Consider the following 25,045-nt stretch of genomic DNA (forward strand, 5'->3'; position numbering starts at 1 on the left):
TCGGTCGTGGGATCACTCCTTCCGACCGGACAGCTGTTCCTTCAGCGCCGCGAGCTTGGCGAAGGGCGAGTTCGGATCGGCGGGACGATCGCGCTCGCGCGGGTTCGCACTCGATGCGTACGGACGCAGCGACGGACCGCCCTGGCGGTCACGGCCCTTGTCGCGGTCGCGGCCACGATTGTCGCGGCCCTTGTCGCGATCTCCGCCGAACTTCTTGTTATCGCGGTTGCGATCGCGATCCTTGTCGCGGTCTCCCTTGCCCTGGAAGCTGCGATTGCGGTCGTCGCGTCGCTCACCGCCCTCGCCGCCTTCACGCGGCTTGCGGAAGTCGCGGCCGCCGTCGCGGCGATGACCGCCGCCATGGCGATGACGCTCACCGCGCTTCTCGCCGTCGGCGGACTGCGCGGCCTCGCCCTCGGCGGGCGCAGCGCCCGCTTCCGCACCGGCCTGCGGACGCGGCTGGTTGTTGTGACGCTGGTGACGATGGCGCTCGTGGCGCGGCTTGCGGTCCTCGTGACGGCCGCCGGGACGCCAGACCTCGACGAGTTCCGGCTCAGCGGGCGCTGCCGCAGCTTCGACAGGTGCAGCCGCATCGGGCGATGCAGCAGCTTCAGTCGCAGCCGTCTCGGCGGGAGCAGCTTCAACAGCAGCCTCCGCGGGCGCAGCGGGCTCTTCGGCCGGCGGCGCGATGCCGGGGGCATCCTCGGGCGTAACGGGCGCTTCGGGCGAGGCCTCGAGCGCCGGCTCTTCCTGCGCGCCCTCGTCGTGCTGCTCCATGCCGGGCGCGTCTTCGACGGTGACAGGCTCGCCGGCGGCTTCGATCGCCGTCTCTGCGGAGGCAACAGCCTCGTCGGAGGCGGGCGTATCGGCGGAAGCCTCAGCGGCCGGCGTCTCGGCGGCAGGCGCGGCGGGCTTCGCCGGACGCGGCGGACGCTTCTCCATGCGATAGCCGAGCGCGCGCAGCACCGAGGCAAAGTCCTCGCCGGCCGAGCCGGTCAGCGAGGTCATCGCCTGCGTCACCACGAAGCTGCGGCCGTCGAAGGCGCCGGCGGGCTTTTCGCCGGGCGAGTTCTCGCGCCAGGCCAGCGCCGGGCGGATCAGGTCGGCCAGGCGCTCCAGGATGTCGACGCGCACGGCGCGCTCGCCGGCCTGCTTGTAGCCGAGCACGCGATAGGCATCGCGCGGCAGCGCCTTGTCGACCGGGAACGAGGTGCGGCCCGACGATGCCAGATGCTGCGCGCCCGAGAGCGAGGACAGATCGACATTGTCCTGCTTCAGCGCCCAGAGCAGCGCGGCGAGCGCACGCGCGGCGGGCTTGAGCAGGCCGGGGAAATAGATGTGGTAGGCGCCGAAGCGGACGCCGTATTTGCGCAGCGTCGCGCGCGAGGGCTGGTCGAGATCCTTCAGCTCGTTGGCGATCTTCGGCCGCTCCAGAACGCCGAGCGCCTCGACCAGCTGATAGGCGATGCCGCGGGCAATGCCGGTGACGTCCTCGGCCTTCGACAGCTCGAACATCGGCCCGAGCAGCTTTTCGATGTGGGTCTTGAGCCAGAGCTCGAGCCGCGCCTGCACCTTCTCGCGCGGCGCCCCGGTCAGGCGCTCGTCGGAGATGATGCGGATGCGCGGATGCAGCGCGTCGTCTGCGGCAGACAGCCGCGCCACGGCATCGCCGGTCCAGCGGATGATGCCTTCCGAGGTCAGCACGAACTGGTCGTCCGGCGCATTGCCCAGCTTTTCGGCGCGCGCGTTGATCTCGCCGGCGAGCACCGCTTGCGCCGCAGCCTGCAAGGCTTTCGCATCGGAGCCGGCCTCCGCCGCATCCGGTGCAAAGGTGAAGCCGTCGAGGCGGCCGATGACATGGCCTTCGACGATGACTTCGCCGGTCTTGCCGATTTCAGTATTCAAGCTCGTGTTCTCCCGCAGGCGGCGCATCAATACACTGGTCCGGCGATCAACGAAACGCTCAGTCAAGCGTTCGTGGAGCGCATCCGATAATTTATTTTCGACCTCCCGCGCGATCCCCTGCCAGCGTTCCGGGTCTCTCAGCCAGTCCGGGCGGTTGGCGACGAAGGTCCAGGTGCGGATCTGCGCGATCCGGGCCGACAGCGTGTCGATATCGCCGTCGATGCGGTCGGCCTGTGTGATCTGGGCCTCGAACCAGGAATCGGGGATGCAGCCCTTCTGCATCAGGAAGCCGTACAGCGTGGTCACCAGCTCGGCATGGGCGGCCGGCGACAGCTTTCGGTAATCGGGGACCTGGCAGGCCTCCCAGAGCCGTTCCACGGCGGCCTTGCCATGCGCGATATCGCGCACCTCGCCGTCGCGGGCGGCGTGGTCGAGCACGCGCATGTCCTCGGCAACGGGCGCGCGCGTCAGCGCCTCATGGCCGGGGGCGAGGTTCAGGGACACCTGGAGCGCACCGAGCGAGGAGAAATCCAGCTTCGTGTTGCGCCATTGCAGCATCTTCACGGGATCGAAGGTGTGGTTCTGCAGCGCGTTGACGAGCTCGGGCTCGAACGGCGCGCAGCGGCCCGTGGTGCCGAAGGTGCCGTTGCGCGTGGCACGGCCGGCGCGGCCCGCGACTTGCGCGAATTCGGCCGGCGTCAGGCGGCGGAACTGGTAGCCGTCGAACTTGCGGTCGGAGGCGAACGCGACGTGGTCGACGTCGAGGTTGAGGCCCATGCCGACGGCGTCGGTGGCGACGAGGTAATCGACGTCGCCGTTCTGGAACATCGCCACTTGCGCATTACGCGTGCGCGGCGACAGCGAGCCGAGCACGACGGCAGCGCCGCCATGCTGGCGGCGGATCAGCTCGGCGATGGCGTAGACCTCGTCGGCGGAGAACGCGACGATGGCGGTGCGGCGCGGCTGGCGCGTGATCTTGCGGTCGCCGGCAAATTCCAGCTGCGACAGCCGTGGCCGCGTGATCATGGACACGCCCGGCAACAGGCGCTCGATGATCGGGCGCATCGTGGCGGCGCCCAGCAGCAGCGTCTCGTCGCGGCCGCGGCGGTTAAGGATGCGGTCGGTGAAGACGTGACCGCGCTCGAGATCGCTGGCGATCTGGATCTCGTCCACGGCGAGGAAGGAAACGTCGAGATCCCTCGGCATCGCCTCGACGGTGGAGACCCAGTAGCGCGGGTTTCTCGGCTTGATCTTCTCCTCGCCGGTGACCAGCGCAACGCTCTCGACGCCCGCGCGGTCGGCGATCTTGTTGTAGACCTCGCGCGCCAGCAGGCGCAGCGGCAGCCCGATCATCCCCGAGGGATGCGCCAGCATCCGCTCGATGGCGAGATGGGTCTTGCCGGTGTTGGTCGGCCCGAGCACCGCAGTGACGCCCGCGCCAGGCACTCGGTCGTGAACGGCGCGCTCGGAAGCGAAGGGGGAGGAAGAGAAGGCCATGTCTATCGGATTAGGTAATGGCGATTTGGGCGAATGTCAGTGCCGGATGGGGCGGGGCCGGGGCTCGGAGGTGTCGGCCATGTCTCCTAATGCTCCAGGGCAGCCGCAGCCACTGCTGTCATCGCCCGGCTTGACCGGGCGATCCAGTATGCCGCGGCAGTTGTGGCAGGGCCGAGAAGCCGCGGCGTACTGGATGCCCCGGTCAAGCCGGGGCATGACAGCGGAGTGTGTGGAGGCGTCCCCAAAAATCCCGCGCAACTGTCTCACTTTGCGACGCTTTTCCCGTTCTCTTTAAGCTTCGGAACGACTCTAGAACGAATCGCGGCCGAATCGCTGACTCCCCGTTGAGTCCTGTTACGTTCACGCAACATGTCGCGGGAGTCCGTTTTCACTCGCACTAGATGGAGTTTTGGACTGCCGCACAAGCGACGTTTCGATGGCGCGTTCCTTAAAATTGGGGACGGCGCGGAGTCGAATCAGAATCGGGGAGGAGTCAAATGGATTCCCGGATTGCGAGCGCCAAAACAAAAAGTGCGAAAACAACCCCATGCACAGTAGAGGTGGGTGGTGGGGGAATGACGTGCACATGCTACATAAGACATTGATATAACGAGCATAAATCTACAAACCCGTCATCCTGAGGTGCGAGTGGCGCGATGCTGCGCATCGCGCCGGGAGCCTCGAAGGATGAACGGCCCGGATGTAGCGGCCATCCTCGCGGGAACAGCGGGGCTGTCGCCCTTCGAGGGCCGCTGAAGGAGCGGCCGCCTCCAGCGACAACGGCTTCGCCGTTGCGCGGGGGTGACGGTTTGAGAGGAGGGTCTGCGGCCCAAGCCCCTACTGCGTCTTCGCCACGCGTGGCGGCTGGGGGGCGGTGATGAAGCTCGTCGCTTCCAGCATCGCCGGCCCCAAGGGCGTCGGGACCTTCAGCCAGAACGGAACCAGGATGCGCGTGCCGGCGACCGGGGCGAAGGCGATCTCGATGTTGCGCTGGGCGGCGAGGTATTTGATCACGGGGCGGTCGGGGATGTAGCCGGCCACAGGCACGAAATAGAGCGCGCAGACCACGACGGGGCCGTGATAGCCCTTCTCGGCCTTCACCGTCTCCATGCGCTTGAAATCGAGCTTGAGCTCGTAGCGCATGCGGCCGTCGAACACCGGCGCGCTGGCGTGGCAGGCGTCCGCGGTGAGCGGATCGCCGGTGCCGGGCACGCGCAGCAGCGAGGCCGTCATCGGGTCGAACACGCCGCGGCGATGCGCGTCGGTGACGACGATGCGGTCAGGATCGACCGGCGGCTCCGGCTCGATGCCGAACTCCTTCACATTGCCCTTGTCGAGGGTGATGTGGATGTTTTCCGTCTTCTTCGAGGTGGTGGTGGAGGCCTGGTAGCCGGTCGCAACCAGCGCGCCGTTGACGACGCGCCCCTGGCTGGCGCCGGTGCCGGACCCGCCCGCGAAGGATTTCAGCAGCCCCGTGGTGCCGCCGGAGGCTGCGGCTGCGAACACGTCGTCCTGGATGTCGATGTTCCAGGCGCCCCGGCCGACGGGAATGCCCGCCAGCGTCGCCTCATACTGCGCCTCGAGCTTGCCCTGCGCCGCCACGGGATCGGCCCCCCACGCCAGCGCCAGGCCGCAACAGGCGGCGAAGGCCAGCCGGCCGGCGCGAAGCCGGGGCAGTCGTCGGGAGGTTTTGAGCACGAAACGGTCCAATCGGGGCGCGAACGGTTGTTACTTAAGCCAAAAACCGCAGCAAACAATGTGTCCGGGCCGCAAGGCAGCGGAACTCCCCCTGATATTTCGGCGGTGAATGCGCCCTTTATGTGATGGTAAGGCGCGACAAACATTGCCGTTTTGGTGATCGGGGGCCCGCGGGCTCCGTTACCTCTCCGCATGCGGGAGAGGTCGCGCCGAAGGCGCGGGTAAGGGCTTTCTCCGCTGGGAGGCATCTTCCGTGCTAACGAGCGCCCTACCGTAGAGACACCCTCTCCCCACCCCTCCCCCGCAGGCGGGGGAGCGAGCACAGCACCGTCTGGGCGGGCATGAAACCCCACCCAAAACCTTGACGTCCCGCCCCTTCCCCCCTATACGTCCGCCCGCTCCCTGCAAGGACAATGAATTTGCCCCCGTGGCGCCCAGAATGGCGGCCGCACTCGTTGGGGGTTCGAACTAAAGGATTGATACCATGTCTCGCCGCTGCGAACTGACGGCCAAGGGCCCCCTCGTCGGCCACAAGGTCAGCCACTCCAACATCAAGACCAAGCGCCGCTTCCTGCCGAACCTCGTCAACGTGACGTTCATCTCGGAAGCCCTGGAGCGCAACGTGCGCCTGCGCGTCTCGACCAACGCGGTCAAGAGCGTGGACCACAACGGCGGCCTGGACGCCTTCCTGCTCAAGGCCAACGCCGACGCCCTGTCGCCGCGCGCCCTCGAGCTGAAGCGCGCCATCCAGAAGAAGGTCGGCCCGACCACGGCGCCGGCGAAGAAGGCCAGCTAAAGAATTTGAAGAGTTGGGCGGGGGCTAGGTTGCGTCGCGTGGCGTAGGCTTAGCCAGTAGAGTTTTGCGTCAACGGCCGGATCGGAAGATCCGGCCGTTTTTGTTGTGGGGCGTGGTTGCGCTGAGCAGCACCCATTCGACTACATGATAAGCGCATAGACGCGCATTGCATTTGCTGCGCATCCCAAGATTGCCATAATGTCCCCTCGGGGGAGACGTGACCAAAGTAACAGTCAAACACCAAACCATCGAGAACTTGTCCGCGCCAACGCCTTGGCCGAATGCAAACGCTCGACTTTTAGGACTGGGCGTTGGCCTTCCGGTCCAACCGCTGGATCGTTTAGCTCAATTCAGCCCGAAAGAATTTGAGCGGTTCACTTTGGAGTGGGCTTCGGACTTTCTACCGAAGGTACAAGGGTTCTATGAAGCCCAGCAGCGCGGCGGAGCAGGCGACAAGGGACGCGATGTCATCGTGTGGTTCGACCCTCCGTCGGTGAAACCACGACGATGGTCACTCTACCAATGTAAGCACTATGAAACCCGCCTCGGAGCCGGCACGGCGGCGGCGGAGATCGGGAAAGTCCTTCATTACACTTACATTGGAGATTACACCGCGCCCGTAGAATATTGGTTTGTGACCCATCTTGGAGTGACTTCTGACTTCCAAGACATGCTCGACGATCCTTCTCGGCTGCGCGAGTATATCCTGACGAATTGGAACGAGCGGTGCGCCAATAAAATCGGAAAGCAGAAAGTGCCTCTCGATGACGCGTTCAAGCAGCACATTGATGCGTTCGATTTCTCAATCTTTCGCGCAAAACAACCACTGGATTTGATCAAAGAGCATTCGCAGACACGATATCATCTAACCGTCTTCGGCGCTCCACTCATCGAACGACCTCCTCCACCAGCGCCACCATCCGCTGTTGCCGCTGGTGAAACAGAGTACGTTACCCAACTTTACGAGGTAATCGGCGAAGCACTAGGCGCAAAGGTCGCTAGTGCTTCAGATTTCGCAGATCATGCGAGCTACACACGCCTATTTGATCGCTCGCGCATATAGTCGCCGCCGAGAGGAAAGACATAGCAAAGGCTCGCTTGGGCGCCCGCCTAGGTCTCATCTCCGACTTATTAGCTCCGATTGAAAATCGACTACAAGAGCGGAGCTCAAGCGAAGACGATCAGACAATCGATAGGCTCGATGAAGCAATTTCTAAACTGTCGCAAGTTTTGTCGGATCACTCAGCTGAAAGGAATTCGCTCCAAGCGGAACGGCGCGAAGCAATAACGACTAAACCCTCCCAGTCCCCCGCCACGCTTAAGCTGCGAAAGGGATTCCCTAAGCAAACTGGTTAATCGCGCTCCAATTCCGCTATACTCGCCCCGGTAGCATCACCCGGAGGCACATCCCGTGGACCACGCCCCCACCACCGACCGCAAACCCGAGCCCAAAAACCTCGTCATCTGCTGTGACGGGACCGGCAACGAGATTTCGGAGAACATCTCAAACGTCCTGAAGCTCTATCGCTGCCTGCGCAAGACCGACAGGACGAAGCCGCGGCAGATGGTGTTCTACGATCCCGGGGTCGGCACGGTGACGGAGCCTTCGACGTGGCACCGCATCAAGGCCGACATCAATCTGGTGCTGGGGCTCGCCACCGGCTACGGGCTCGATGACAACGTGCTCTCGGCCTATTGCTTCCTGGTCGAGCATTACGCGCCGGGCGACAGGATCTACCTGTTCGGCTTTTCGCGCGGCGCCTACACGGTGCGGGTGCTGGCGGGGCTCATCCACAAGATTGGGCTGATCTCGCCGGAGCAGGTGAACCTCGCAGGAAGCGGCATGGTCGCCTACAAGCAATATTCCGGCACCGGGCGCGGCAACGACGTCGAGGACCTCAGGGATGTCGCCGTCGACGACCAGGGGCCGCTGCCGAAGGATGAGTTCGACCTCGCCGCCCAGTTCGCGCGCATCACCTCGACGCGCTGGCCAACCATCCACTTCATCGGCGTCTGGGACACGGTGGCGAGCGTGATCGTGCCGCGGCGCGACAATCTCTTCTTCGTGTTCAGCCTGGAGGAACTCGCCTTCACGCGGCGCAATCCGAGCGTCAACATCTTCCGGCAGGCGATCGCGATGGACGAGCGGCGCCGCATGTTCCGACTCAACAAGTACTGGGAGCCGCAGGACTACTGGAGCAACCGCTACGTGCCGGACGAGAAGAAGGTGCCGCAGGACATTCTGCAGGTGTGGTTCGCCGGCGTGCACAGCGACGTCGGCGGCGGCTATCCGGAGGCCGAGAGCGGGGAATCCAAATATCCGCTGATCTGGATGATCGAGGAGGCGGCGAAGGCGGGGCTGAACTTCAACCCGCGCACGGTGAACCAGCTCGCTTGGGGCATCCAGCGCAAGAACTCGCCGTTCCAATACGTCCCCCCGCATACACCGGCAAGGTCGGCGAGCTGCACAATTCGATGACGGCGGCCTGGCGGGTGCTGGAGTATTTGCCGAAGAGCGCGAAGTACCGGGAATGGCCGGAGCGGAAGGTCGCTTTCGGCTTCTACATCCCCGACTGCGAGCCGCGCCTCATCCCCGAAGGCGCGCATGTGCATGAAAGCGTGCTCAAGCGCATGGCGGTGGAGCCGGACTACCGGCCGGTGAACCTGCCGAAGGATTACGTGACCGTGCCGATGCCGGTGCCGCCGGGCGCGGATGTGGCGGCGGGGGAGATGGAGGGGGTGTGAGGGCGGGATCGGCGCTCGCTCTGTCGGCTCGTCATTGCGAGGAGCCCTTGCGACGAAGCAATCCAGTCTGCCGTCGCGGAGGGATTCTGGATTGCTTCGCTGCGCTCGCAATGACGGTGGTGGCAGGGTCGCGCTACACCACAGGTGTCGTCCCGGCGAAGGCCGGGACCCATACGCCGCAGCAGCAGTTGTTGCGCGAGATGGTCATTGCCTGTCTTCGCCAAACCACTCCCTGTGGTTATGGGTCCCGGCCTTCGCCGGGACGACGGCCGGGCCACTTCCCCACCCCACTACCGCCGCTTTCGCCGTTCGCCGCTACTTTTCATTAAAATTCTCGCCCCGACCTTAGCCGGATCGCATCAACTCCCCCGCATCATCCTGCACAGAGCCCGCCGCTATCCGCGGAGTTGGAGGAGATGTGCCAATGCATCCGCGTAAATATGCCCGCGTCAAACCCGCAGGCCTGGTGTCGCGCCAGGCCAAGATCATCACCGACCCGCGCGCGCCCGTCATCAACTGCACGCTGATCGACTATTCGCCGGGCGGCGCCTGCGTCGATCTCGGCGGCCAGGTGCAGATTCCCGACCGCTTCGAGCTGCTGCACGTCAACACCAAGAAGCGCTGCCGCATCGCGTGGAAGCGCGGCACGCGGGTGGGCGTGGTGTTTTGAGGCGAGTTGCGCGCCACTAGCTCCACTGTCGTCCTGGCGAAAGCCAGGACCCATTACCCCAGGGAGGGGTTTGGCGAAGACAGGCAATGACGATCTCGCGCAACGACTGCTGCTGCGGCGTATGGGTCCTGGCCCCCCGTGCGCAATTGCGCACTAGGCCAGGACGACGGCGGAATGCTGGGCGCGCCTTGCTCCGCCCCTCACCACCCTAACACCCCCTACTTCCGCATCCGCGCCTTGGCGCCGGCGACGATCTGCATGGCGACGCCGGCGATCCAGCCGAACAAAGCGAGCCAGGTCCAGGCCAGGTGCGGATCGAGGCGGAGCACGATGACGGCGACGGAGCCGAGCGCGGTGATGGTGGCGCAGAGCGTGCCGGCCGAGCTCAGGAATTCCGCGGCATCGATCGCGCTGTGCGCGTCGTCGAAGGGCAGCTGCGGCGTGTCGATGCCGAGATAGAAGCCGACCGCGCCGAGCAGCATCATCAGCAGCAGGAAACCCTGCGTGGTCAGCGGCGCGATTGCCGAGCCGACATAGGCGCCGACGAACAGCCCGCACGCAGCCCCCGCCATCGCGAGACCCACGCGCTCGAACACATGAGCAGTCTTGCGAACTCCAAACCGCATGCCGGCCTCCGTGAGGCGTTGAGTGCGCAGAGAGGTTAGGCCAGTTTTGCTGGGGGTGGAAGCAGAGGAGATTTACGGATGCGTGATGGGTAACTCCCTTTCGCCATTCTCACGGGGCGCGCGACGAGCTTCGCGCGCGCGGCATTCACCGCTGTCGGCCTCGCCTGGAAGCGCGGCCCGATGACAGGCTCCGCGACGCAATCCAGACTGTCTCCGTGGAAGGACACTGTATTGCTTGGTCGCATCGGCGCAAAATTGCTTTGCAATTTTGTCGCGAGCTCCTCGCAAAGACGCGAGTGCGGCGCGGTCATCGCGCCGCACTCACACCCTCACCGCGCGCCGAACGTGGTCTTGCCGAACAGCGCCTTCTGCGTGGAGGGCTGCGAGCGCCAGTATTGCGGCGGGGCCTCGACTTCGCCGCCGACCTCGGCCGCGGCGTGCCAGCCCCAGCGCGGGTCGTAGAGCATGCCGCGGGCGAGCGCGACCATGTCGGCCTTGCCTGATGTCACGATCTCCTCGGCGTGCCTGCCTTCGGTGATCAGGCCGACGGCGATGGTGGGCAGGCCGGTCTCGCGCTTGATGGCTTCGGCGAACTGCACCTGATAGCCGGGGCCGAGCGGAATCTTCTGCAGCGGCGAGACGCCGCCGGAGGAGGCGTCGATCCAGTCGACGCCGCGCGCCTTCAGCACGTTAGCGAATTCAATCGTCTGCGCGAGGTCCCAGCCGCCCTCGACCCAGTCGGTGGACGAGACCCGCATGCCCACCGGTCTGTCGTGCGGGAAGACGGCGCGCACCGCGTCGTAGATCTCCAGCGGGAAGCGCATGCGGTTCTCGAGCGAGCCGCCGTACTCGTCGGTGCGCTTGTTGGAGATCGGCGAAAGGAATTGATGCATGAGATAGCCGTGCGCGCCATGCAGCTCGATGGCGTCGATGCCGAGGCGCGCGGCGCGGCGGGCCGATTCGACGAAGGCCTCGCGGATGCGCTTCAGGCCCGCCGCATCGAGCGCGAGCGGCGCGGCCTCGCCCTCCTTGTGCGGCAGCGCGCTCGGCGCCACCGTCTGCCAGCCGCCCTCGCTTTGCGGAATGAGCTGGCCGCCGTCCCAGGGCCGCGCGCTCGAGGCTTTGCGGCCGGCATGGGCGAGCTGCATCGCGATCGCGGTCGAGGAATGCTTGCGCACGGAGGTGAGGATCTGCTTCAGCGCGGCCTCGCAGGCGTCGCTGTAGAGCCCGAGACAGCCCGGCGTGATGCGGCCGATCGCCTCGACATGGGTCGCCTCGATGCAGAACATCGCCGCGCCCGACAGGCTGAGATTGTTGATGTGGGTGAAGTGCCAGTCGGTGGCGACGCCGTCGTCGGCCGAATACTGGCACATCGGCGACACCACGAGACGGTTCTTCAGTGTCAGGCCGCGCAGCTTGATCGGGGAAAACAGGGCGCTCATGCGGGGAGGTTCCGGAAGATGAGAGGGATGGAAGCAGTTGCATGAAGTGTAGTGCCGGGCGGGCGGATTTCCACCGGCGTGGCAGACATGCCCGGCCGCCGGGCCATGCGTTTCGTGCGTCATGGGATCACGGGGGCGTGCGGCGATTTCCGGTGTCGTCCCGGCGAAGGCCGGGACCCATAGCCACAGGGAGGAGTTTGGCGAAGACTTGGAGTTCGGTATTACGACCACCCGCAATGGATGGATCACGCGGTATGGGTCCCGGCCTTCGCCGGGACGACGGGGGAGATTGAGACGACGGCGGAGGGTGAGGCGCGGCCTGCGCCCGAAAAACGCCCCTACTCCAGCTCCTCGAACCGCCCCGCCTTCGGCTTGCCCATGCGCACGCGGCCGTCGGGCAGGAGCTCGCCGTCGGCCTCGGCCGAGAACTGGATGGTGTTGCCGCCGCCCTCCCGCTTGCTCAGCTTGCCGAGCGGACCGAGCTTGTCGGCGAGCGCGGTGTCGTCGAGCACGAACACGCGGTAGTCGCTGAGGTGGAAGCGGCGCGGCGCATGCCAGGTCAGCGCCGGCACCGACGTGCGCATGTCGCCGTCGGTCTTGACGTCGATGCCGCGGCCGGTGACCTCGCGAAACAGGTCCGGCGCCTCGACCAGCCGGGCGCGGCCGCCTTCGACCGCGTAGAGGTTCAGCGTCACGATGTGGCGCTCGCTGCGGAAGGTGACCGCGACGTAGCGCGAGTCGGCCGACCACGCGGCGTGGAAGGCGTCCGGCGCGCTGTCCAGGATGTTGTCGTCGTTGACGTTGTCGAGCGTCATCAAACGGCGATGACCGGGCTCGGCCATCAGATAGAGGCGAAAGCCCTCGCTGCCGGCTTCGCCGCCGCCATGGGCGGCGACCGAGACCTTCCCGCTCGGCGCGCGGCCGCCCAGGATGATGGCGTATTCGTTCTTGCCGTAGCGATGCTCCGCCGTGGCCAGGGCCGGCGAGGCCGCAGCGAGCGTGAGGACGACGGCGAGGATGGCGCGAAGGTGGGGCATGAGGATGTGTCGCAGCGGGTTGAGCATATGTTCAGCCGACAGGCGCGTCAGAACGTGTTGAAGAAGCCCAGCAGCAGGACGCAATAGATGCCGAGCGGAATCCAGCCGAACCGGTAGCAGGCGAAGCCGATCGAGCCGATCAGGCCAAGACCGACGATCCAGATCAGCCAGCTCATATTGGACGCATCCTCGAGATGGCCGGGCTTCGATTTCTTGGGACCGCCCCACAGCGCCTCGAAGTCGAGGTTCGGATCCAGCGCGGCATAGCGCCCGATGGCCTCGATCCTGTCGGGCTCGAAGGCCGCACCATGGGGACCCGGAATGTATTGCAGGTTCATCACGCGACCGTCGCCCCCGTGGCGAAAGCCATGAAAGCCGCCCGATCCGATGTCGAGCAGCCCGGGCGTCGATTCCGTGATCTTCATCTGGTCCGAAATCTGCTGAAACAGCTGCGGAAGAAGCGCGACGACCCAATCGCCGGAAGCACAGATATTCCAGACCCGTCCGGTCACACGTTTGTCGCGCATCATCTTCTCCCAGGGATAATGCGTCGGCACGACGCTGCCGGCGAAGAAGACGTTCTTCACTTTCAGGACCTGATAGTTCTGCAGCGCGCTTGCGAGGATGTAGGTCCCGTTGCTGTGACCGATGTAATCCACCTCGGTCTCGCTGAGATTGGGATATCTCGCCCTCGCCTCGGTGTACTGGTCCATGAACCAGCGCACGTTGCTCTGGCGATCCCAGTAGAACAGGAACGGCAGCATCGTGAACCTGCTGTAGAGCGGGGGCAGCACCTTCACGCTCTTCGCCTCCTTGCCCATCTGCTGTCCGATCGACCGGCCGACCGCGGCCGGCCAGGTGTCTTCGTCGCGGATGCCGTGCATGACGAAAACCAGCCGCGTGACCTCCGGTTCGGTCTTGAGCTTCCCGATCTTGTCGGCCCAGCTGGCGGGAAAGCTGCCGCGCGTCCTGGTCAGCGCCTCCTGGATGGCTTCGCCCGCGATCGTCAGCTCCTTGCCGCCGTCCTGATACATCCGGGAGGCGATCTCGGCGTGGGAGAAATCCGACAGCGATTTGTACATGACGCCTTCGGGAGAGCCGGCCTCGAGATCGATGCTGTCCTCGCGGTCGACCAGCTCGTCCTTGCCGCCGATGAGATGCACGATCAACGGCCGCTCGCCTTCCGGAAGCGAACGGAACAGATCGATCCACTGGATGCGCATGTTGGCGACGAACGGCGAGCCCTGCATCAGGCTGGCGATGAACCGGCCCGTTCCGGTCAGCCGTCCCATCTCCTGCGCCACGTAACCGATGGCGTACCTGACGCGATCGAGATTTTCCGGCCTGTGATTGGGCCAACCGCGGTTGGGAGCCGCGAGCGATACGAAGCGTTCGACGCGCTTGGCCCAGTCATGTGAACCACGAGTCAATTGCTGTGGCCGGTCCTCGCGACCATATCCCCATAGCAGCACCTTTCGCAGCAGCAGTCCCCCCGTGCTGTAGCCGAACAGGACGATCTTCTCGTAGTGATGCTTGGTGTGCTCCGCGTCGATCGCCTCCTCGATCCGACGGGTGATCTCATAGGGATCGATATTGGACAGCCATTCATGGCTGTAGGTCGGGACCAGGATGTCCGCCGTCGGATAGGTCGCGCGAACGAGCGTTTCGAGCTCGGGTCGCGAGGTGCGCCCGCCCAGTGGCGGTGCGTAGACCACGAGAATCTTGTGATCCTGGCGGTAGGTGCGATCGATATCGCCGGCTGTCCCGAAGTCCAGATAACGCAATCCACAGAACAGGATCAGGACAACGAGCAGTCCTATCCCTTTGAGCACGCGGCTCATGGGCTGCCTCAATCATTGCGATAGGAATGACTTAAATACACGCACATCATGTATCGGCGAGCGCGAGGGCGTCAAGCCGAAACGTCATCGCCCGGCGAGCGCGCGCTACTCCACCAGCGTGAACTGCAGCAGCAGGGTCCGCTGCAGCATCGAGAAATTGTCGTCCGACACCATCGTCAGCACTGTCTCGCCCTCGGCGGTGACGTGGGCGTCGATGCCTTCCATGTTGTCGACGTCGTGGCCGAGATCGGCGTTGAACAGCACGGGGCCGTCGACCAGCGCGCCCGGCGCGATCGACTTCAGCGGGATCGAGCGGATGCGGATGTTGATGCCGGTGAACCAGGAGAATTTGCGTTCGAGGATGAGCAGCTCGCCCGAGGGCAGCAGAACGGCATCGCTGATGAACTGCTTGTCGGTGCGCTTGATGCTGAACTGGCCGGGCGTGGCGCCGCCGATCAGGAACGCCATGAGGTTGCCGTCGGCATCGAAGCCGCCCTCGGACATCGCGATCAGGGTGCCGGCGAGCGGCATGCCCTTCGGCACCAGCACGAGCGCCTCGAGCCCCTTGTTGTAGGGCAGCTTGCGCATGCCGGGCGGAACGGGGATCACCTCGCCGCGGGCGCGCGTGCCGCCTTTCGAGAAGTCGTAGCGCAGGATCTGGTTGACGCGCTCGAGGCCGACATAGACGAGACTGCCGTCGCGCGCGAGCGCCTCGGTATCGTACCAGAGCCGCTTCTCGGTGATCGGCCGGCCCTCGGCGTTGAGCATCGGCGCGGCCTCGACCTCGTCGAGCCCGGCCATCTTGGTGCCGGCATAGCGGATGCGCCCGGTGAACCAGCCGCCCTGGTCGGAGATCGCGAGGAAGCGCTCGCCCTTGGCGTCGAGCCTGATGCCGGAGAGGCCGCCGAAGCCGCGATAGGCCGAGGTCAGCACCAGGCCGCTGCGATACTCGAGCGAGCCGAAGCGCGTGCGCGCGCGGTCACGCGGCTCGAAACTTTGGATCGGCCGGGCGTTGACCTCGATGTTGACGGGCTCGGAGACGGCGCGCTCGATCTGGAGCGGGCGCGCGGGCGGCTCGGCCGTTCCTTGCGCCTGCGCGAGGCGCGGCAGAGCGAGAGTGGAAAATCCCGCCGCCGCGTGGCTTATGAAGCTGCGGCGAGATGGTTGCGTGCTCACGAATGCAGTTTGCGTCGCGGGCGACCGGCCGGCTGGGTTGGTGCTGTGTTGGTCTCGCTGAACAGCTCGGCGAGCTTCTCGGTGATGGCGCCGCCGAGTTCTTCGGCGTCCACGATCGTCACCGCGCGGCGGTAGTAGCGCGTCACGTCATGGCCGATGCCGATCGCGATCAGCTCGACCGGCGAGCGGGTCTCGATCTCCTCGATGATGTGGCGCAGATGCCGCTCGAGATAGTTGCCGGGATTGACCGACAGCGTGGAATCGTCGACCGGCGCACCGTCCGAGATCATCATCAGGATCTTGCGCTGCTCGGGCCGTCCGAGCAGGCGCTTGTGCGCCCAGTCGAGCGCCTCGCCGTCGATGTTCTCTTTCAGCAGACCCTCGCGCATCATCAAGCCAAGGTTTTTCCGCGCACGGCGCCAGGGGGCGTCGGCGGACTTGTAGATGATGTGACGGAGATCGTTGAGGCGGCCGGGATTGGCCGGCTTGCCGGCGGCAAGCCACGCCTCGCGCGATTGCCCGCCCTTCCAGGCGCGCGTGGTGAAGCCGAGGATCTCGACCTTGACGCCGCAACGCTCCAGCGTGCGGGCGAGGATGTCGGCGCAGGTCGCCGCGACCGTGATCGGGCGCCCACGCATCGAGCCGGAATTGTCGAGCAGCAGCGTGACGACCGTGTCGCGGAACGTCGCCTCCTTCTCGTGCATGAAGGACAGCGGGTGATAGGGATCGGTGACGACGCGCGACAGGCGGGCGGGGTCGAGGATGCCCTCTTCGAGGTCGAACTCCCAGGCGCGGTTCTGCTGCGCCATCAGGCGGCGCTGCAGGCGGTTGGCAAGGCGGGCGACGATGCCCTGCAGATGCGCGAGCTGCTTGTCGAGATAGGCGCGCAGGCGCTCCAGCTCGTCATGGTCGCAGAGATCCTCGGCGGCAATGACCTCGTCGAACTTCGGCGCGAAGGCGTGATATTCCGGCCCGCGCGGCTCGTTCTTGCCGTGCGAGTTCGGACGCGTCGCCTCACCCGGCGTCTCGTCGTCGCCGAGCTCGCCGTCGTCGAAGGTGTCGGAGGTCGAGGCCTGCGCGCTTTCCATCGCGCTCTCGCTCATCTCTTCCGAGGACGCCTGCGCCTGGTCGGCGCTCATCTCCTGCGCGGCGTCGGAATCGGGCGAGCCCTCGGCGCCGGACTGATCGTTGTCGCCGTCCTGGTTCTCGTCGTTGTCGTCGTTATCCTCGCTGTCGGCGTTGCGCTCGTCGCCGAGCTCGAGCGCGGAGAGCAGGTCGTGCACGGCGTCGGCGAACTTGGTCTGGTCCTCGACCACGCCGTCGAGCCGGTCGAGCCGCCTGCCGATCTTGTCTTCGAGGATCGGACGCCAGAGATCGACCATCTTCTTGGCGGCCGCCGGCGGCGCCATGCCGGTGAGGCGCTCGCGCACCAGCATCGCGAGCGCATCGGCCAGCGGCGCGTCGGCGCGGTCGGTGATCTCGTCGAACTTGCCGCGATGGAAATGGTCGTCGAGCATCGCGGTGAGGTTTTTCGCAACGCCCGCCATGCGGCGCGCACCGATCGCCTCGACGCGAGCCTGCTCCACCGCCTCGAACACGCCGCGCGCCTGCGGATTGCCGGGCATCAGCTTGCGGTGAACCTTGGGATCGTGACAGGCGAGCTTGAGCGCGATGGAGTCGGCATGGCCGCGCACGATCGCGGCGTCACGCTTGGTCATCTTGCGCGCCGGCTCCGGCAGCCGCGCCTTGCCGGGCGCAAGGCCCGGGCGCTCGGCGGCGAAGGAGACGTCGAGCTCGGGCGCCTTGGCGATCGCCTTCAGGCATGAGGCGACCGAGCGCTTGAACGGCTCGGTCGGCGCTTCCTTGGTGTTACGGAATTTGGAATTGGATGATGATGTGCTCATAGCGACTTCGTAAACGAATGGCGCGTCACGCCGCCGGGATAGCCCTTGAGGGTGCCGAACTCCTCGTACCCTTGGGAACGATAGAACCCCGGCGCCTGGAAACTCATCGTGTCGACATGGGCCTGGACCGCGCCCAATTGTCTTGCTTCGTCTTCGATCGCCGCGATCAGCTTGGTGCCAAAGCCCTTGCCGCGCTGTTTCTGGTCGATCCAGAAATACTGGATGAACAGAACCGTGGCCCAGAGGTGCCCGACGATGCCGCCGACGATCTTGCGGCCGTCCTTCAACGAGACCGCGATGCTCTTGACCTTCTGCTTCCCGAACTGCTCGTCGTTGTAGGCGCCGAGCCCGGCGAGCACAGCCTTCTTGGTAGTACCAATGGTGCGCTCGACGGTGATGGTTGGCATTGTCAGGTCATTTGGCCTAGCTGAGCGCCACGTTGACTGCCGATTCCGGCAGCTCCGCGTTGAAGCAGCGCTGATAGAACTCGGCGACCAGGGGACGCTCGAGCTCGTCGCACTTGTTGAGGAAGGTGACGCGGAACGCAAAGCCGATATCGCCGAAGATGTCGGAGTTTTCCGCCCAGGTGATCACCGTGCGCGGGCTCATCACCGTCGACAGATCGCCGTTGGCGAAGGCGTTACGGGTGAGATCGGCAAGGCGCACCATCTTGTTGACGATGTCGCGGCCTTCCTGCGTGCGATAGTGCTTGGCCTTGGCCAGCACGATCTCGACTTCCTCGTCGTGGCTGAGATAGTTCAGCGTGGTGACGATCGACCAGCGGTCCATCTGGCCCTGGTTGATCTGCTGAGTGCCGTGATAGAGGCCCGAGGTGTCGCCGAGGCCGACGGTGTTGGCGGTCGCAAACAGGCGGAACGCCGGGTGCGGCTTGATCACCTTGTTCTGGTCGAGCAGCGTCAGGCGGCCGGAGACTTCCAGCACGCGCTGGATCACGAACATCACGTCCGGGCGGCCGGCGTCGTATTCGTCGAACACCAGCGCGACGTTGTTCTGCAGCGCCCAGGGCAGGATGCCGTCACGGAATTCGGTGACCTGCTTGCCGTCGCGGACCACGATGGAGTCCTTGCCGACGAGGTCGATACGGCTGATGTGGCTGTCGAGGTTGACGCGCACGCAGGGCCAGTTCAGGCGGGCGGCGACCTGCTCGATATGAGTGGATTTACCGGTGCCGTGATAGCCGGTCACCATCACGCGGCGGTTGCGGGCAAAGCCGGCGAGAATGGCGAGCGTGGTGGCGCGGTCGAAGCGGTAATCGGAATCGACTTCGGGCACGTGAGGATCGACTTCGGAATAGGCCGGCACTTCGAGATCGCTGTCGATCCCGAACACCTGGCGGACCGACACCTTCATGTCGGGCAGACCGGAAACTTCCTCAACTTTGGACATGGCGGCGGTCGTCATCAATCCTCCGAGGCCCCGGGCGATCCCGAGACCAGTTATTGCACGTTGGCTGCGGCTGGGTGCGCGTGCGAACCTATCAGAGACAACGTGCCGGCAGAAGCCCGCCCCTCAATCAAAGTTCCGTTGTCTTTTCATTTAGATAGGTGAGGAACGCAGTTTTGGGAGGGCTGCCTTGCGAATCACGCTCGAATTTCGGGCGGGATGGGCCGTCTGCCCAAGCGAATGGCACTTTCCCGCGCCGACCTTACTTATGTAGGGTCTGAACCGGAAATCCCCTGCCCGCCACAGAGACGACGTGACGTCCTTTCTCGATCCCCTCATATCCTTCGTCTCGGCCCATGCGTGGCTGGCCTATCTGACCCTGTTCCTGGCGGCGCTGCTGGAAGCCGTGCCGGTGGTGGGCTCGGTGATCCCAGGCTCGACCATCATCCTGGCGCTGAGCGCCCTGGTTCCGGGCGGCGAGCTGAAGCTGCAATGGGTGCTGGTGGCCGCCGCGCTCGGCGCGGTGCTCGGCGACGGCTCGGCCTACTGGATTGGGCATCGGCGCCAGCGCGAGATCCTCACCGCCTGGCCGCTGACCAACTATCCGCGCGTGGTCGCCGAGAGCGAAAGCTTCTTCAAGCGCTTCGGCACCTGGGCCGTGTTCTTCGCCCGCTTCGTGCCCCCGATCCGCGCCTTCGTGCCCGTGACCGCCGGCGCACTGGGGATGGCGCCGGCAAAATTCTACACCGTGAACATCCCGGCGATCCTGGTCTGGGCGCCCGCCCATGTGCTGCCGGGCGTGCTGGCGGTGTCCGCCTTCCACGAATATTTCGGCGTGCCGCACCACGGGCATCCGTTCAAGCACATCTGGATCTTGACCGTGGTCGCGGTCGCGATCGTCGGCGGCGTCGCAGTGTGGATCTATCGCCGGCGGAATGCCGGCGGTGTCGCCGTGAAGCCGCGGGGGTAATTAGCTTTGGCTGCTGCGGCGACGGAGGTGCGCTCCCTCCCCCGCTTGCGGGGGAGGGTTGGGGAGAGGGTGCTTCCCCAATCGAGAACCCCCAAGAGGAGAGAGCCCTCACCCGCGCCTTCGGCGCGACCTCTCCCGCAAGCGGGAGAGGTTAAGACCCACCCGACCTTCTTCCCGGCGCCGGCCCCACATACCTTGCCCTTGGCCTGATCAACTTCCCGAACTGCAATTGCTCGCTGGCATGGGCGATCCAGCCGACGCTGCGGGCCATGGCGAACAGAGCAAGCTCGCTGCCGGCCGGCAGGCGCAGGGCATGCACGAGCACCGCGAGCGCGTAGTCTATATTGACGAATTCGCCGGTCGCTTCCGCGATCCGCTCCGGCACCTCGCGCGTGAATTTTCGCGGCGCGCCGGCGCGCGACAGGGCATTCAGCAGCGATTGCGCGCGGGGATCGCCGCGCTTGTAGACACCATGGCCGAAGCCGGCAAAGCGCTCGCCGAGCGCGACGCGCTCGCGCACCATGGGCGCGACATCGCGGTCCACCAGCGTCTTGACGAGCTGCGAGGCCAGCACGCCGGCGCCGCCGTGTTTCGGACCTTTCAGCGCAGCGAGGCCGGCGATGACGGCGTCATAGAGATTGAGGCCGGTGGAGGCCGCGCAGCGCGCCGTGAAGGTCGACGCGTTGAGCTCGTGATCGGCCAGCAGGACGAGCGCGCGGCGGATCAGGTCGGGCGCATGCTTGTTATCGGGCGCCCACGCCTTTGCGACCTGGTGATGCAGCGGCTCGGCTGATGGCTCGGCATTGAGCATGGTCGCGACCAGCAGCCGCACAATGCGCGCGCCGACCATGGCGCGGCCATCGGGCGCGCGGGTGAAGGCCCGGGGATCGGCACTCGCGGCGAGCGCCAGCACCGCAATCGCACGGTCGATCGGTGCCGCGCGGCGCGCGGCGTCTGCGATCACGTGCATCTCGTCGGATAGTGCGGGTTGATTGTCCGGAGCAAACGGATCGACATCCGAGACGTCCCACAGCAGCGTCGCGGTGTGCTCCAGGGTGTCGTTCTCGGCGAGATCGACGCAATTGACCCCGCGATAGATCGCGCCCTCCTCGGTGATGGTCGAGATCTCCGTGTCCATGACGGGCAGGTCGGCATCGAAGCTGCGCAGGCCGCGCGGCTCCGGCGACGGCACGCGGCGCTCCTTGAGGGCGCGGACGTCCTCGGCGCGATAGCGGTTTTTCCGCGAGTCCGGCGTCGGCTCGGAGCGGATCAGGCCGCGGCTGACATAGGCGTAGAGGGTGGCCGGCGAGATCGCGAGCTCGGCGGCGGCTTCCCGGGCGGAGAGGTAGAGCTCGCCAGAATTTTTCATATTGATTTATGTAATCAAGATTGATCAATCTGTCGAGAGGCCCGACCTTATCCCTGCGTGCAGTGCAAAAGGAGATCAGGTCATGAACATCCACCTCACCAAAAGCCAGATCGGACTGGACGGAGTTCCCGCGGCCGAGACCGTGCTGAGCCATGTCGACGGAGAGCGCGGCGAGCTGATCATCGCCGGCGAGCATGTCGGCCGCCTCGCCGCGCAATCGAGCTTCGAGGGCGTCACCGCCCGGCTCTGGAACGGCGCCAGCAAGACCACCCTCACCGAAGCCAATGTGCGGGCGAGCCTGGGCGCGGGCCGCGAACGTGCGTTTGCCCGCCTGCCGGAGCTTTTGCCGGCGACGAACGGCATGGGCGTCGTTGACGGGTTTCGTGCGGCGGTCGCGGGCCTTCGCGCCGAGCACGGGCTCGCGCATGAAGCGACCATCGTCGGCGCGTTTCCGGTGATCGCGGGTGCGCTGGTCCGGCGCGCGAAAGGGCTGGAGCCGATCGCACCCGATCCGAATGTCAGCCACGCCGCCGATACGCTGCGCATGCTGCATGGGCGCGTCCCGGCCGCGCGCGAGGTCACGGCGCTGGACGCCTATCTCGTCACCGCCAGCGACCACGGCATGAATGCCTCGACCTTCACCGCGCGCGTGGTCGCCTCGACGCAGGCCGATCTGTTCGCGGCCGTCACCGCCGGCTATTGCGCGCTCACCGGACCGCTGCATGGCGGCGCGCCGGAGCCGGTGCTGGAAATGCTCGACGCCATCGGATCGCGCGAGCGCATCCAGCCGTGGGTGGATGCGGCGCTGGCGCGCGGCGAGCGGATGATGGGGTTTGGTCACCGCGTCTATCGCGTGCGCGATCCGCGCGCCGACGTGCTGAAGACGGCGGTCGAGGCGCTCGCCTCCAACGGCACCGACCTGCCGTTCGCCGGCGAGGTCGAGGCCTATATCCGCAGCGCGCTGCGCAAGAAGAACCCGGACCGGCCGCTGGAGACGAATGTCGAGTTCTTCACCGCGATCCTGCTCGATGCGCTGGCGATTCCGCGGCAGGCCTTCACGCCGATCTTCGCGGTCGCCCGCAGCGCAGGCTGGACCGCGCATGCGCGCGAGCAGCAGCGCACGGGCCGGCTGATAAGGCCGAGCTCGTCCTACGTGGGGGCGATGCCGGAGGGATAGGGAATGCGTAGCCCGGATGGAGCGAAGCGTAATCCGGGTCAGTCGTCGTTGTGGGAGAAAGACCCCGGATTACGCTTGCGCTCCATCCGGGCTACAGGCGGCGCTCAGCATTCGGGAATCGTAGGGTGGGCAAAGGCGCACTTGCGCCGTGCCCACCATCTCTCTCGAGAGCAAAGAATGCGTGGGCACGCTTCGCTTTGCCCACCCTACGGCACTGTCATCGCGGCGAAAGCCGGGACGACGCCAGCCAGTGCGGCGAGGCCTTACGCCTCCCGCACCACGGTCTTCAAATAATTGTACGCCTTGATGATCTCGATCAGGCGATCTTCGGTGGAGCGGTCGCCGCCGTTGGCGTCGGGGTGGTGCTGCTTGACCAGCGCCTTGTACTTGGTCTTGACGTCGGCGAGCGTGGCGTCGGGGCCGAGGCCCATGACCTGGAGTGCCTTGCGCTCGGCGTTCATCACCTTGCGCGTCTCGGCCTTGGGCTGGGCGTCCGGGCCCTTGCGCCAGTTGGCGCGGCCGTTGATCTCGGAGAACATGCTGAACGGATCGGACGCCATGTCGATGTCGGCTTCCGTACCCTTCTTGCCGCCATTGGCGCCCATCTTCCAGGTCGGACGATGGCCGGTCAGCGCGTCCTTCTGGTAGCGCGCGACAGCGTCAGCATTCATGCCGGAGAAGAAATTGTAGTTCTGGTTGTACTCGCGCACGTGGTCGAGGCAGAAGTGCCAGTACTCGCGCTGGTTCTCGCGGCCCTTCGGCGCGCGGTGCGCCCCCTTGTTCTGGCAACCCGCCCACTCGCAGCCGACCACGGTGTCGCGCGGCTTCACTTCCGGCTGCTTGCCCCGCGGCTTCACGCGGATGGAGTCGAAGAACTTTGATGAATCGATCGGCATGGCTGACTTTGACTACGCAATGCAAAAACCTTCAAGTCTTGACATTGCAATTAGCTGACCACCCCGGCAATTGACGGGGCTTGGTGACGCGCTTTAATGGCACTCATGGTTATGAAAGACACTATCAGCAACAAGTTGCGGGAAGCTTTCACCCCGGAAAGCCTCGAGGTCGTCGACGAGTCACATTTGCATGAGGGCCACGCCGGCCATCGGCCCAGCGGTGAGACGCACTTCCGCGTTTATATCGTGTCTCAAGCCTTCAAAGGGAAGACCCGGGTCGAACGCCATCGCATGATAAATTCGGCGCTGGCGGCGGAACTCTCCGGCAGCGTGCACGCGCTGGCGATCCACGCGCAGGCGCCGGGGGAAAATTAGTCTATTACTCTGACATGCTCATAATCGGTCGTCATGCCCGGGCTTGTCCCGGGCATCCACGTTCTTGGTGCAAGCCAGTAAGACGTGGATGGCCGGGTCAAGCCCGGCCATGACGACGCGGAAGATTCGGGGCGCAAAACCACTATCTCAGAACGACGTCCCCGCCCGCCTCGGCTTGGGTTCGTCCATCTCGGACTCGCGCGGCACCGGTGAAATACGGAGCGCGGTGATGCGGTTGCGCTCCCTACGGAGGACGCGGAAGCGGAAGCCGTGGAACGTAAAACTCTGGCCGCGGTCGGGGATCGAGCGCGCCTCGTGAATGACGAGGCCGGCGACCGTGGTTGCCTCTTCATCGGGCAGGTGCCAGTCCATGGCGCGGTTGAGGTCGCGGATCGGCACCGAGCCGTCGACCACGACCGAGCCGTCCGGCTGGGCGCGCACGCCGGCGACCACGACGTCGTGCTCGTCGGAGATGTCGCCGACGATTTCTTCCAGAATGTCTTCCAGCGTCACGAGACCTTCAACTTCGCCGTACTCGTCGACGACGAGCGCGAAATGGGTCTTGCGCCGGCGGAACGCCTTGAGCTGCTCGGACACGGGCCGCATCTCCGGCACGAACCAGGGCGGCAGCGCGATGGTGGAGACGTCGATGCGCGAGGTATCGCCATCGGAGGCGCGGATCGCACGCAGGAGATCCTTGGCGTGGAGCACGCCGATGATGTTCTCCGGCTTCTCGCGCCAGAGCGGGATGCGGGTGTATTCGGTCGCCAGCACCTCGCGCACCAGCTCTTCCGGCGGCAGATCGGCGTTGATCATCATCATCTCGGTGCGATGGATCATGACGTCGGAGACCTGGAGCTCGCGCAGATCGAGCAGGCCGCCGAGCATGTCGCGATCCTGCTTCTCGACCTTGCCCTCGTGGTGCAACAGGTCGACCGCGCCGCGCAGGCGCTCGGTCGGCGACAGGATCGCCTGGTGCTCGCCGGCAAGGCCGAACAGCCGCATCAGCAGGCGCACGATGACCTCGACGATCCGGAGCAGCGGCCCCAGCACGTACATCGTCAGCCGCATCGGGCGCGCGACCGCGAGCGCCATGCGATCCGGCGCGTTGATGGCGATGGTCTTCGGCAGCACCTCGGCGAAGATCACGACCAGCGCGGTCATCACGCCGGTGGCGTAGAGCACGCCGACATCGCCGAACCAGGACGTGAAGATGGCGGTGGCGAGCGCGGACGCGCCGATATTGGCGATGTTGTTGCCGAGCAGGAGCGCGCCGATCAGGCGCTCGCGCATGTCCAGCAGATCCGAGACGACGTCGGCGTCGCGATTACCCTGCTTGGACAGCCGCAGCATGCTGGCGCGCGAGGCGCCGGTCAGCGCGGTCTCGCTCGCGGCGAAGAACGCCGAGACCAGGAGGCAGAGGACGACGATGGTGAATCCGAGCCAGTCCATGCACCACTCTAGTTACTTCTGACGCGCGCTCCCGACGCGAACCGGTATCGACGTCGCGCGCCGCG

General features: G+C 65.6%; 19 protein-coding genes and 1 pseudogene. 7 read left to right on the forward strand and 13 right to left on the reverse strand.

Features of this window, described 5'->3' with window-relative positions:
* Positions 1 to 12 precede the first annotated feature (12 nt).
* Both JQ617_RS34795 and JQ617_RS34800 read right to left on the reverse strand, forming a co-directional pair.
* A complete protein-coding gene (locus tag JQ617_RS34795; protein ID WP_212030309.1) occupies positions 13 to 3,402 on the reverse strand; it encodes a helicase-related protein in 3,390 nt (1,129 codons plus the stop codon).
* Between the two features lie 837 nt (positions 3,403 to 4,239).
* Positions 4,240 to 5,100, reverse strand: coding sequence for a DUF3108 domain-containing protein (locus JQ617_RS34800; RefSeq protein WP_430643687.1), 861 nt, complete (start codon positions 5,098 to 5,100; stop codon positions 4,240 to 4,242).
* Between the two features lie 484 nt (positions 5,101 to 5,584).
* On the opposite strand from JQ617_RS34800, the gene rpmB reads away from it, so the two are divergent.
* The 4 genes and pseudogenes from rpmB to JQ617_RS34820 all read left to right on the forward strand — a co-directional run bounded on the left by rpmB (position 5,585) and on the right by JQ617_RS34820 (position 9,311).
* Positions 5,585 to 5,896 (forward strand): 50S ribosomal protein L28, encoded by a 312-nt coding sequence (gene rpmB / locus JQ617_RS34805; protein WP_063692908.1) that lies wholly within the window; start codon positions 5,585 to 5,587, stop codon positions 5,894 to 5,896.
* A gap of 217 nt (positions 5,897 to 6,113) precedes the next feature.
* Positions 6,114 to 6,959: a PDDEXK family nuclease gene (locus JQ617_RS34810; RefSeq protein ID WP_212030310.1), complete on the forward strand. Its 846-nt coding sequence runs from the start codon at positions 6,114 to 6,116 to the stop codon at positions 6,957 to 6,959.
* Between the two features lie 348 nt (positions 6,960 to 7,307).
* Positions 7,308 to 8,641 (forward strand): annotated as a pseudogene (locus JQ617_RS34815) (T6SS phospholipase effector Tle1-like catalytic domain-containing protein).
* A 424-nt stretch (positions 8,642 to 9,065) separates the two neighbouring features.
* Positions 9,066 to 9,311, forward strand: a complete 246-nt coding sequence (locus JQ617_RS34820) for a PilZ domain-containing protein (protein ID WP_186467757.1) — start codon at positions 9,066 to 9,068, stop codon at positions 9,309 to 9,311.
* 218 nt (positions 9,312 to 9,529) lie between these two features.
* On the opposite strand, the gene JQ617_RS34825 is transcribed toward JQ617_RS34820, so the two are convergent.
* The 8 genes from JQ617_RS34825 to cobS form a co-directional block, all read right to left on the reverse strand.
* Complete coding sequence (locus JQ617_RS34825) at positions 9,530 to 9,937, reverse strand: hypothetical protein (RefSeq protein ID WP_212030311.1); 408 nt, start codon at positions 9,935 to 9,937, stop codon at positions 9,530 to 9,532.
* A gap of 329 nt (positions 9,938 to 10,266) precedes the next feature.
* Positions 10,267 to 11,379: an NADH:flavin oxidoreductase/NADH oxidase gene (locus JQ617_RS34830; protein ID WP_212030312.1), complete on the reverse strand. Its 1,113-nt coding sequence runs from the start codon at positions 11,377 to 11,379 to the stop codon at positions 10,267 to 10,269.
* 338 nt (positions 11,380 to 11,717) lie between these two features.
* Positions 11,718 to 12,416 (reverse strand): hypothetical protein, encoded by a 699-nt coding sequence (locus JQ617_RS34835; protein ID WP_212030313.1) that lies wholly within the window; start codon positions 12,414 to 12,416, stop codon positions 11,718 to 11,720.
* Between the two features lie 47 nt (positions 12,417 to 12,463).
* Entirely contained in the window at positions 12,464 to 14,257 is a 1,794-nt protein-coding gene (locus JQ617_RS34840) for an alpha/beta fold hydrolase domain-containing protein (protein ID WP_212030314.1), read from the reverse strand.
* Positions 14,258 to 14,362: 105 nt separating this feature from the next.
* Positions 14,363 to 15,433 (reverse strand): esterase-like activity of phytase family protein, encoded by a 1,071-nt coding sequence (locus tag JQ617_RS34845; RefSeq protein ID WP_212030315.1) that lies wholly within the window; start codon positions 15,431 to 15,433, stop codon positions 14,363 to 14,365.
* On the reverse strand, positions 15,430 to 17,337 hold the full coding sequence (cobT, locus tag JQ617_RS34850) for a cobaltochelatase subunit CobT (protein ID WP_063692896.1): 1,908 nt from the start codon (positions 17,335 to 17,337) through the stop codon (positions 15,430 to 15,432). Before cobT ends, JQ617_RS34845 begins: the two co-directional genes overlap by 4 nt.
* Complete coding sequence (locus tag JQ617_RS34855) at positions 17,334 to 17,744, reverse strand: GNAT family N-acetyltransferase (protein WP_212030316.1); 411 nt, start codon at positions 17,742 to 17,744, stop codon at positions 17,334 to 17,336. Before JQ617_RS34855 ends, cobT begins: the two co-directional genes overlap by 4 nt.
* Positions 17,745 to 17,760: 16 nt before the next feature.
* Positions 17,761 to 18,759 (reverse strand): cobaltochelatase subunit CobS, encoded by a 999-nt coding sequence (cobS, locus tag JQ617_RS34860; RefSeq protein ID WP_018643488.1) that lies wholly within the window; start codon positions 18,757 to 18,759, stop codon positions 17,761 to 17,763.
* A 295-nt stretch (positions 18,760 to 19,054) separates the two neighbouring features.
* Between cobS and JQ617_RS34865 the strand changes: the two genes are divergently transcribed.
* Positions 19,055 to 19,711: a DedA family protein gene (locus JQ617_RS34865; protein WP_212030317.1), complete on the forward strand. Its 657-nt coding sequence runs from the start codon at positions 19,055 to 19,057 to the stop codon at positions 19,709 to 19,711.
* A 151-nt stretch (positions 19,712 to 19,862) separates the two neighbouring features.
* Here the strand turns inward: JQ617_RS34865 and JQ617_RS34870 are convergent, their stop codons facing one another.
* A complete protein-coding gene (locus tag JQ617_RS34870) occupies positions 19,863 to 21,080 on the reverse strand; it encodes a citrate/2-methylcitrate synthase (RefSeq protein ID WP_212030318.1) in 1,218 nt (405 codons plus the stop codon).
* A gap of 82 nt (positions 21,081 to 21,162) precedes the next feature.
* On the opposite strand from JQ617_RS34870, the gene JQ617_RS34875 reads away from it, so the two are divergent.
* Entirely contained in the window at positions 21,163 to 22,257 is a 1,095-nt protein-coding gene (locus JQ617_RS34875; RefSeq protein WP_063692888.1) for a citrate synthase/methylcitrate synthase, read from the forward strand.
* A gap of 263 nt (positions 22,258 to 22,520) precedes the next feature.
* Here JQ617_RS34875 and JQ617_RS34880 read toward each other — a convergent pair whose 3' ends face one another.
* Positions 22,521 to 23,153 carry a J domain-containing protein gene (locus JQ617_RS34880; protein WP_063692886.1) on the reverse strand — a complete coding sequence of 211 codons (633 nt, stop codon included), beginning with the start codon at positions 23,151 to 23,153 and terminating at the stop codon, positions 22,521 to 22,523.
* 105 nt (positions 23,154 to 23,258) lie between these two features.
* Here JQ617_RS34880 and JQ617_RS34885 point away from each other — a divergent pair, with 105 nt between their 5' ends.
* The gene (locus JQ617_RS34885; protein ID WP_502754913.1) at positions 23,259 to 23,528 is read left to right on the forward strand and encodes a BolA family protein; all 270 of its coding nucleotides are present in this window, start codon (positions 23,259 to 23,261) and stop codon (positions 23,526 to 23,528) included.
* 147 nt (positions 23,529 to 23,675) lie between these two features.
* Here JQ617_RS34885 and JQ617_RS34890 read toward each other — a convergent pair whose 3' ends face one another.
* Complete coding sequence (locus tag JQ617_RS34890; protein ID WP_212030320.1) at positions 23,676 to 24,980, reverse strand: HlyC/CorC family transporter; 1,305 nt, start codon at positions 24,978 to 24,980, stop codon at positions 23,676 to 23,678.
* Positions 24,981 to 25,045 lie beyond the last annotated feature (65 nt).

The organism is Bradyrhizobium sp. KB893862 SZCCT0404 (genome assembly GCF_018130885.1).
Lineage (GTDB): Bacteria > Pseudomonadota > Alphaproteobacteria > Rhizobiales > Xanthobacteraceae > Bradyrhizobium > Bradyrhizobium stylosanthis.

Bases quoted from the DNA above. Each gene is read 5' to 3' on its own strand.
- JQ617_RS34855 (WP_212030316.1), bottom strand. From the start codon at position 17,744: ATGCCAACCATCACCGTCGAGCGCACCATTGGTACTACCAAGAAGGCT.
- JQ617_RS34795 (WP_212030309.1), bottom strand. From the start codon at position 3,402: ATGGCCTTCTCTTCCTCCCCCTTCGCTTCCGAGCGCGCCGTTCACGAC.
- cobT (WP_063692896.1), bottom strand. From the start codon at position 17,337: ATGAGCACATCATCATCCAATTCCAAATTCCGTAACACCAAGGAAGCG.
- JQ617_RS34885 (WP_502754913.1), top strand. From the start codon at position 23,259: ATGGTTATGAAAGACACTATCAGCAACAAGTTGCGGGAAGCTTTCACC.
- JQ617_RS34835 (WP_212030313.1), bottom strand. From the start codon at position 12,416: ATGCCCCACCTTCGCGCCATCCTCGCCGTCGTCCTCACGCTCGCTGCG.
- JQ617_RS34890 (WP_212030320.1), bottom strand. From the start codon at position 24,980: ATGGACTGGCTCGGATTCACCATCGTCGTCCTCTGCCTCCTGGTCTCG.
- JQ617_RS34870 (WP_212030318.1), bottom strand. From the start codon at position 21,080: ATGAAAAATTCTGGCGAGCTCTACCTCTCCGCCCGGGAAGCCGCCGCC.
- JQ617_RS34825 (WP_212030311.1), bottom strand. From the start codon at position 9,937: ATGCGGTTTGGAGTTCGCAAGACTGCTCATGTGTTCGAGCGCGTGGGT.
- JQ617_RS34880 (WP_063692886.1), bottom strand. From the start codon at position 23,153: ATGCCGATCGATTCATCAAAGTTCTTCGACTCCATCCGCGTGAAGCCG.
- rpmB (WP_063692908.1), top strand. From the start codon at position 5,585: ATGTCTCGCCGCTGCGAACTGACGGCCAAGGGCCCCCTCGTCGGCCAC.
- JQ617_RS34875 (WP_063692888.1), top strand. From the start codon at position 21,163: ATGAACATCCACCTCACCAAAAGCCAGATCGGACTGGACGGAGTTCCC.
- JQ617_RS34830 (WP_212030312.1), bottom strand. From the start codon at position 11,379: ATGAGCGCCCTGTTTTCCCCGATCAAGCTGCGCGGCCTGACACTGAAG.
- cobS (WP_018643488.1), bottom strand. From the start codon at position 18,759: ATGACGACCGCCGCCATGTCCAAAGTTGAGGAAGTTTCCGGTCTGCCC.
- JQ617_RS34840 (WP_212030314.1), bottom strand. From the start codon at position 14,257: ATGAGCCGCGTGCTCAAAGGGATAGGACTGCTCGTTGTCCTGATCCTG.
- JQ617_RS34820 (WP_186467757.1), top strand. From the start codon at position 9,066: ATGCATCCGCGTAAATATGCCCGCGTCAAACCCGCAGGCCTGGTGTCG.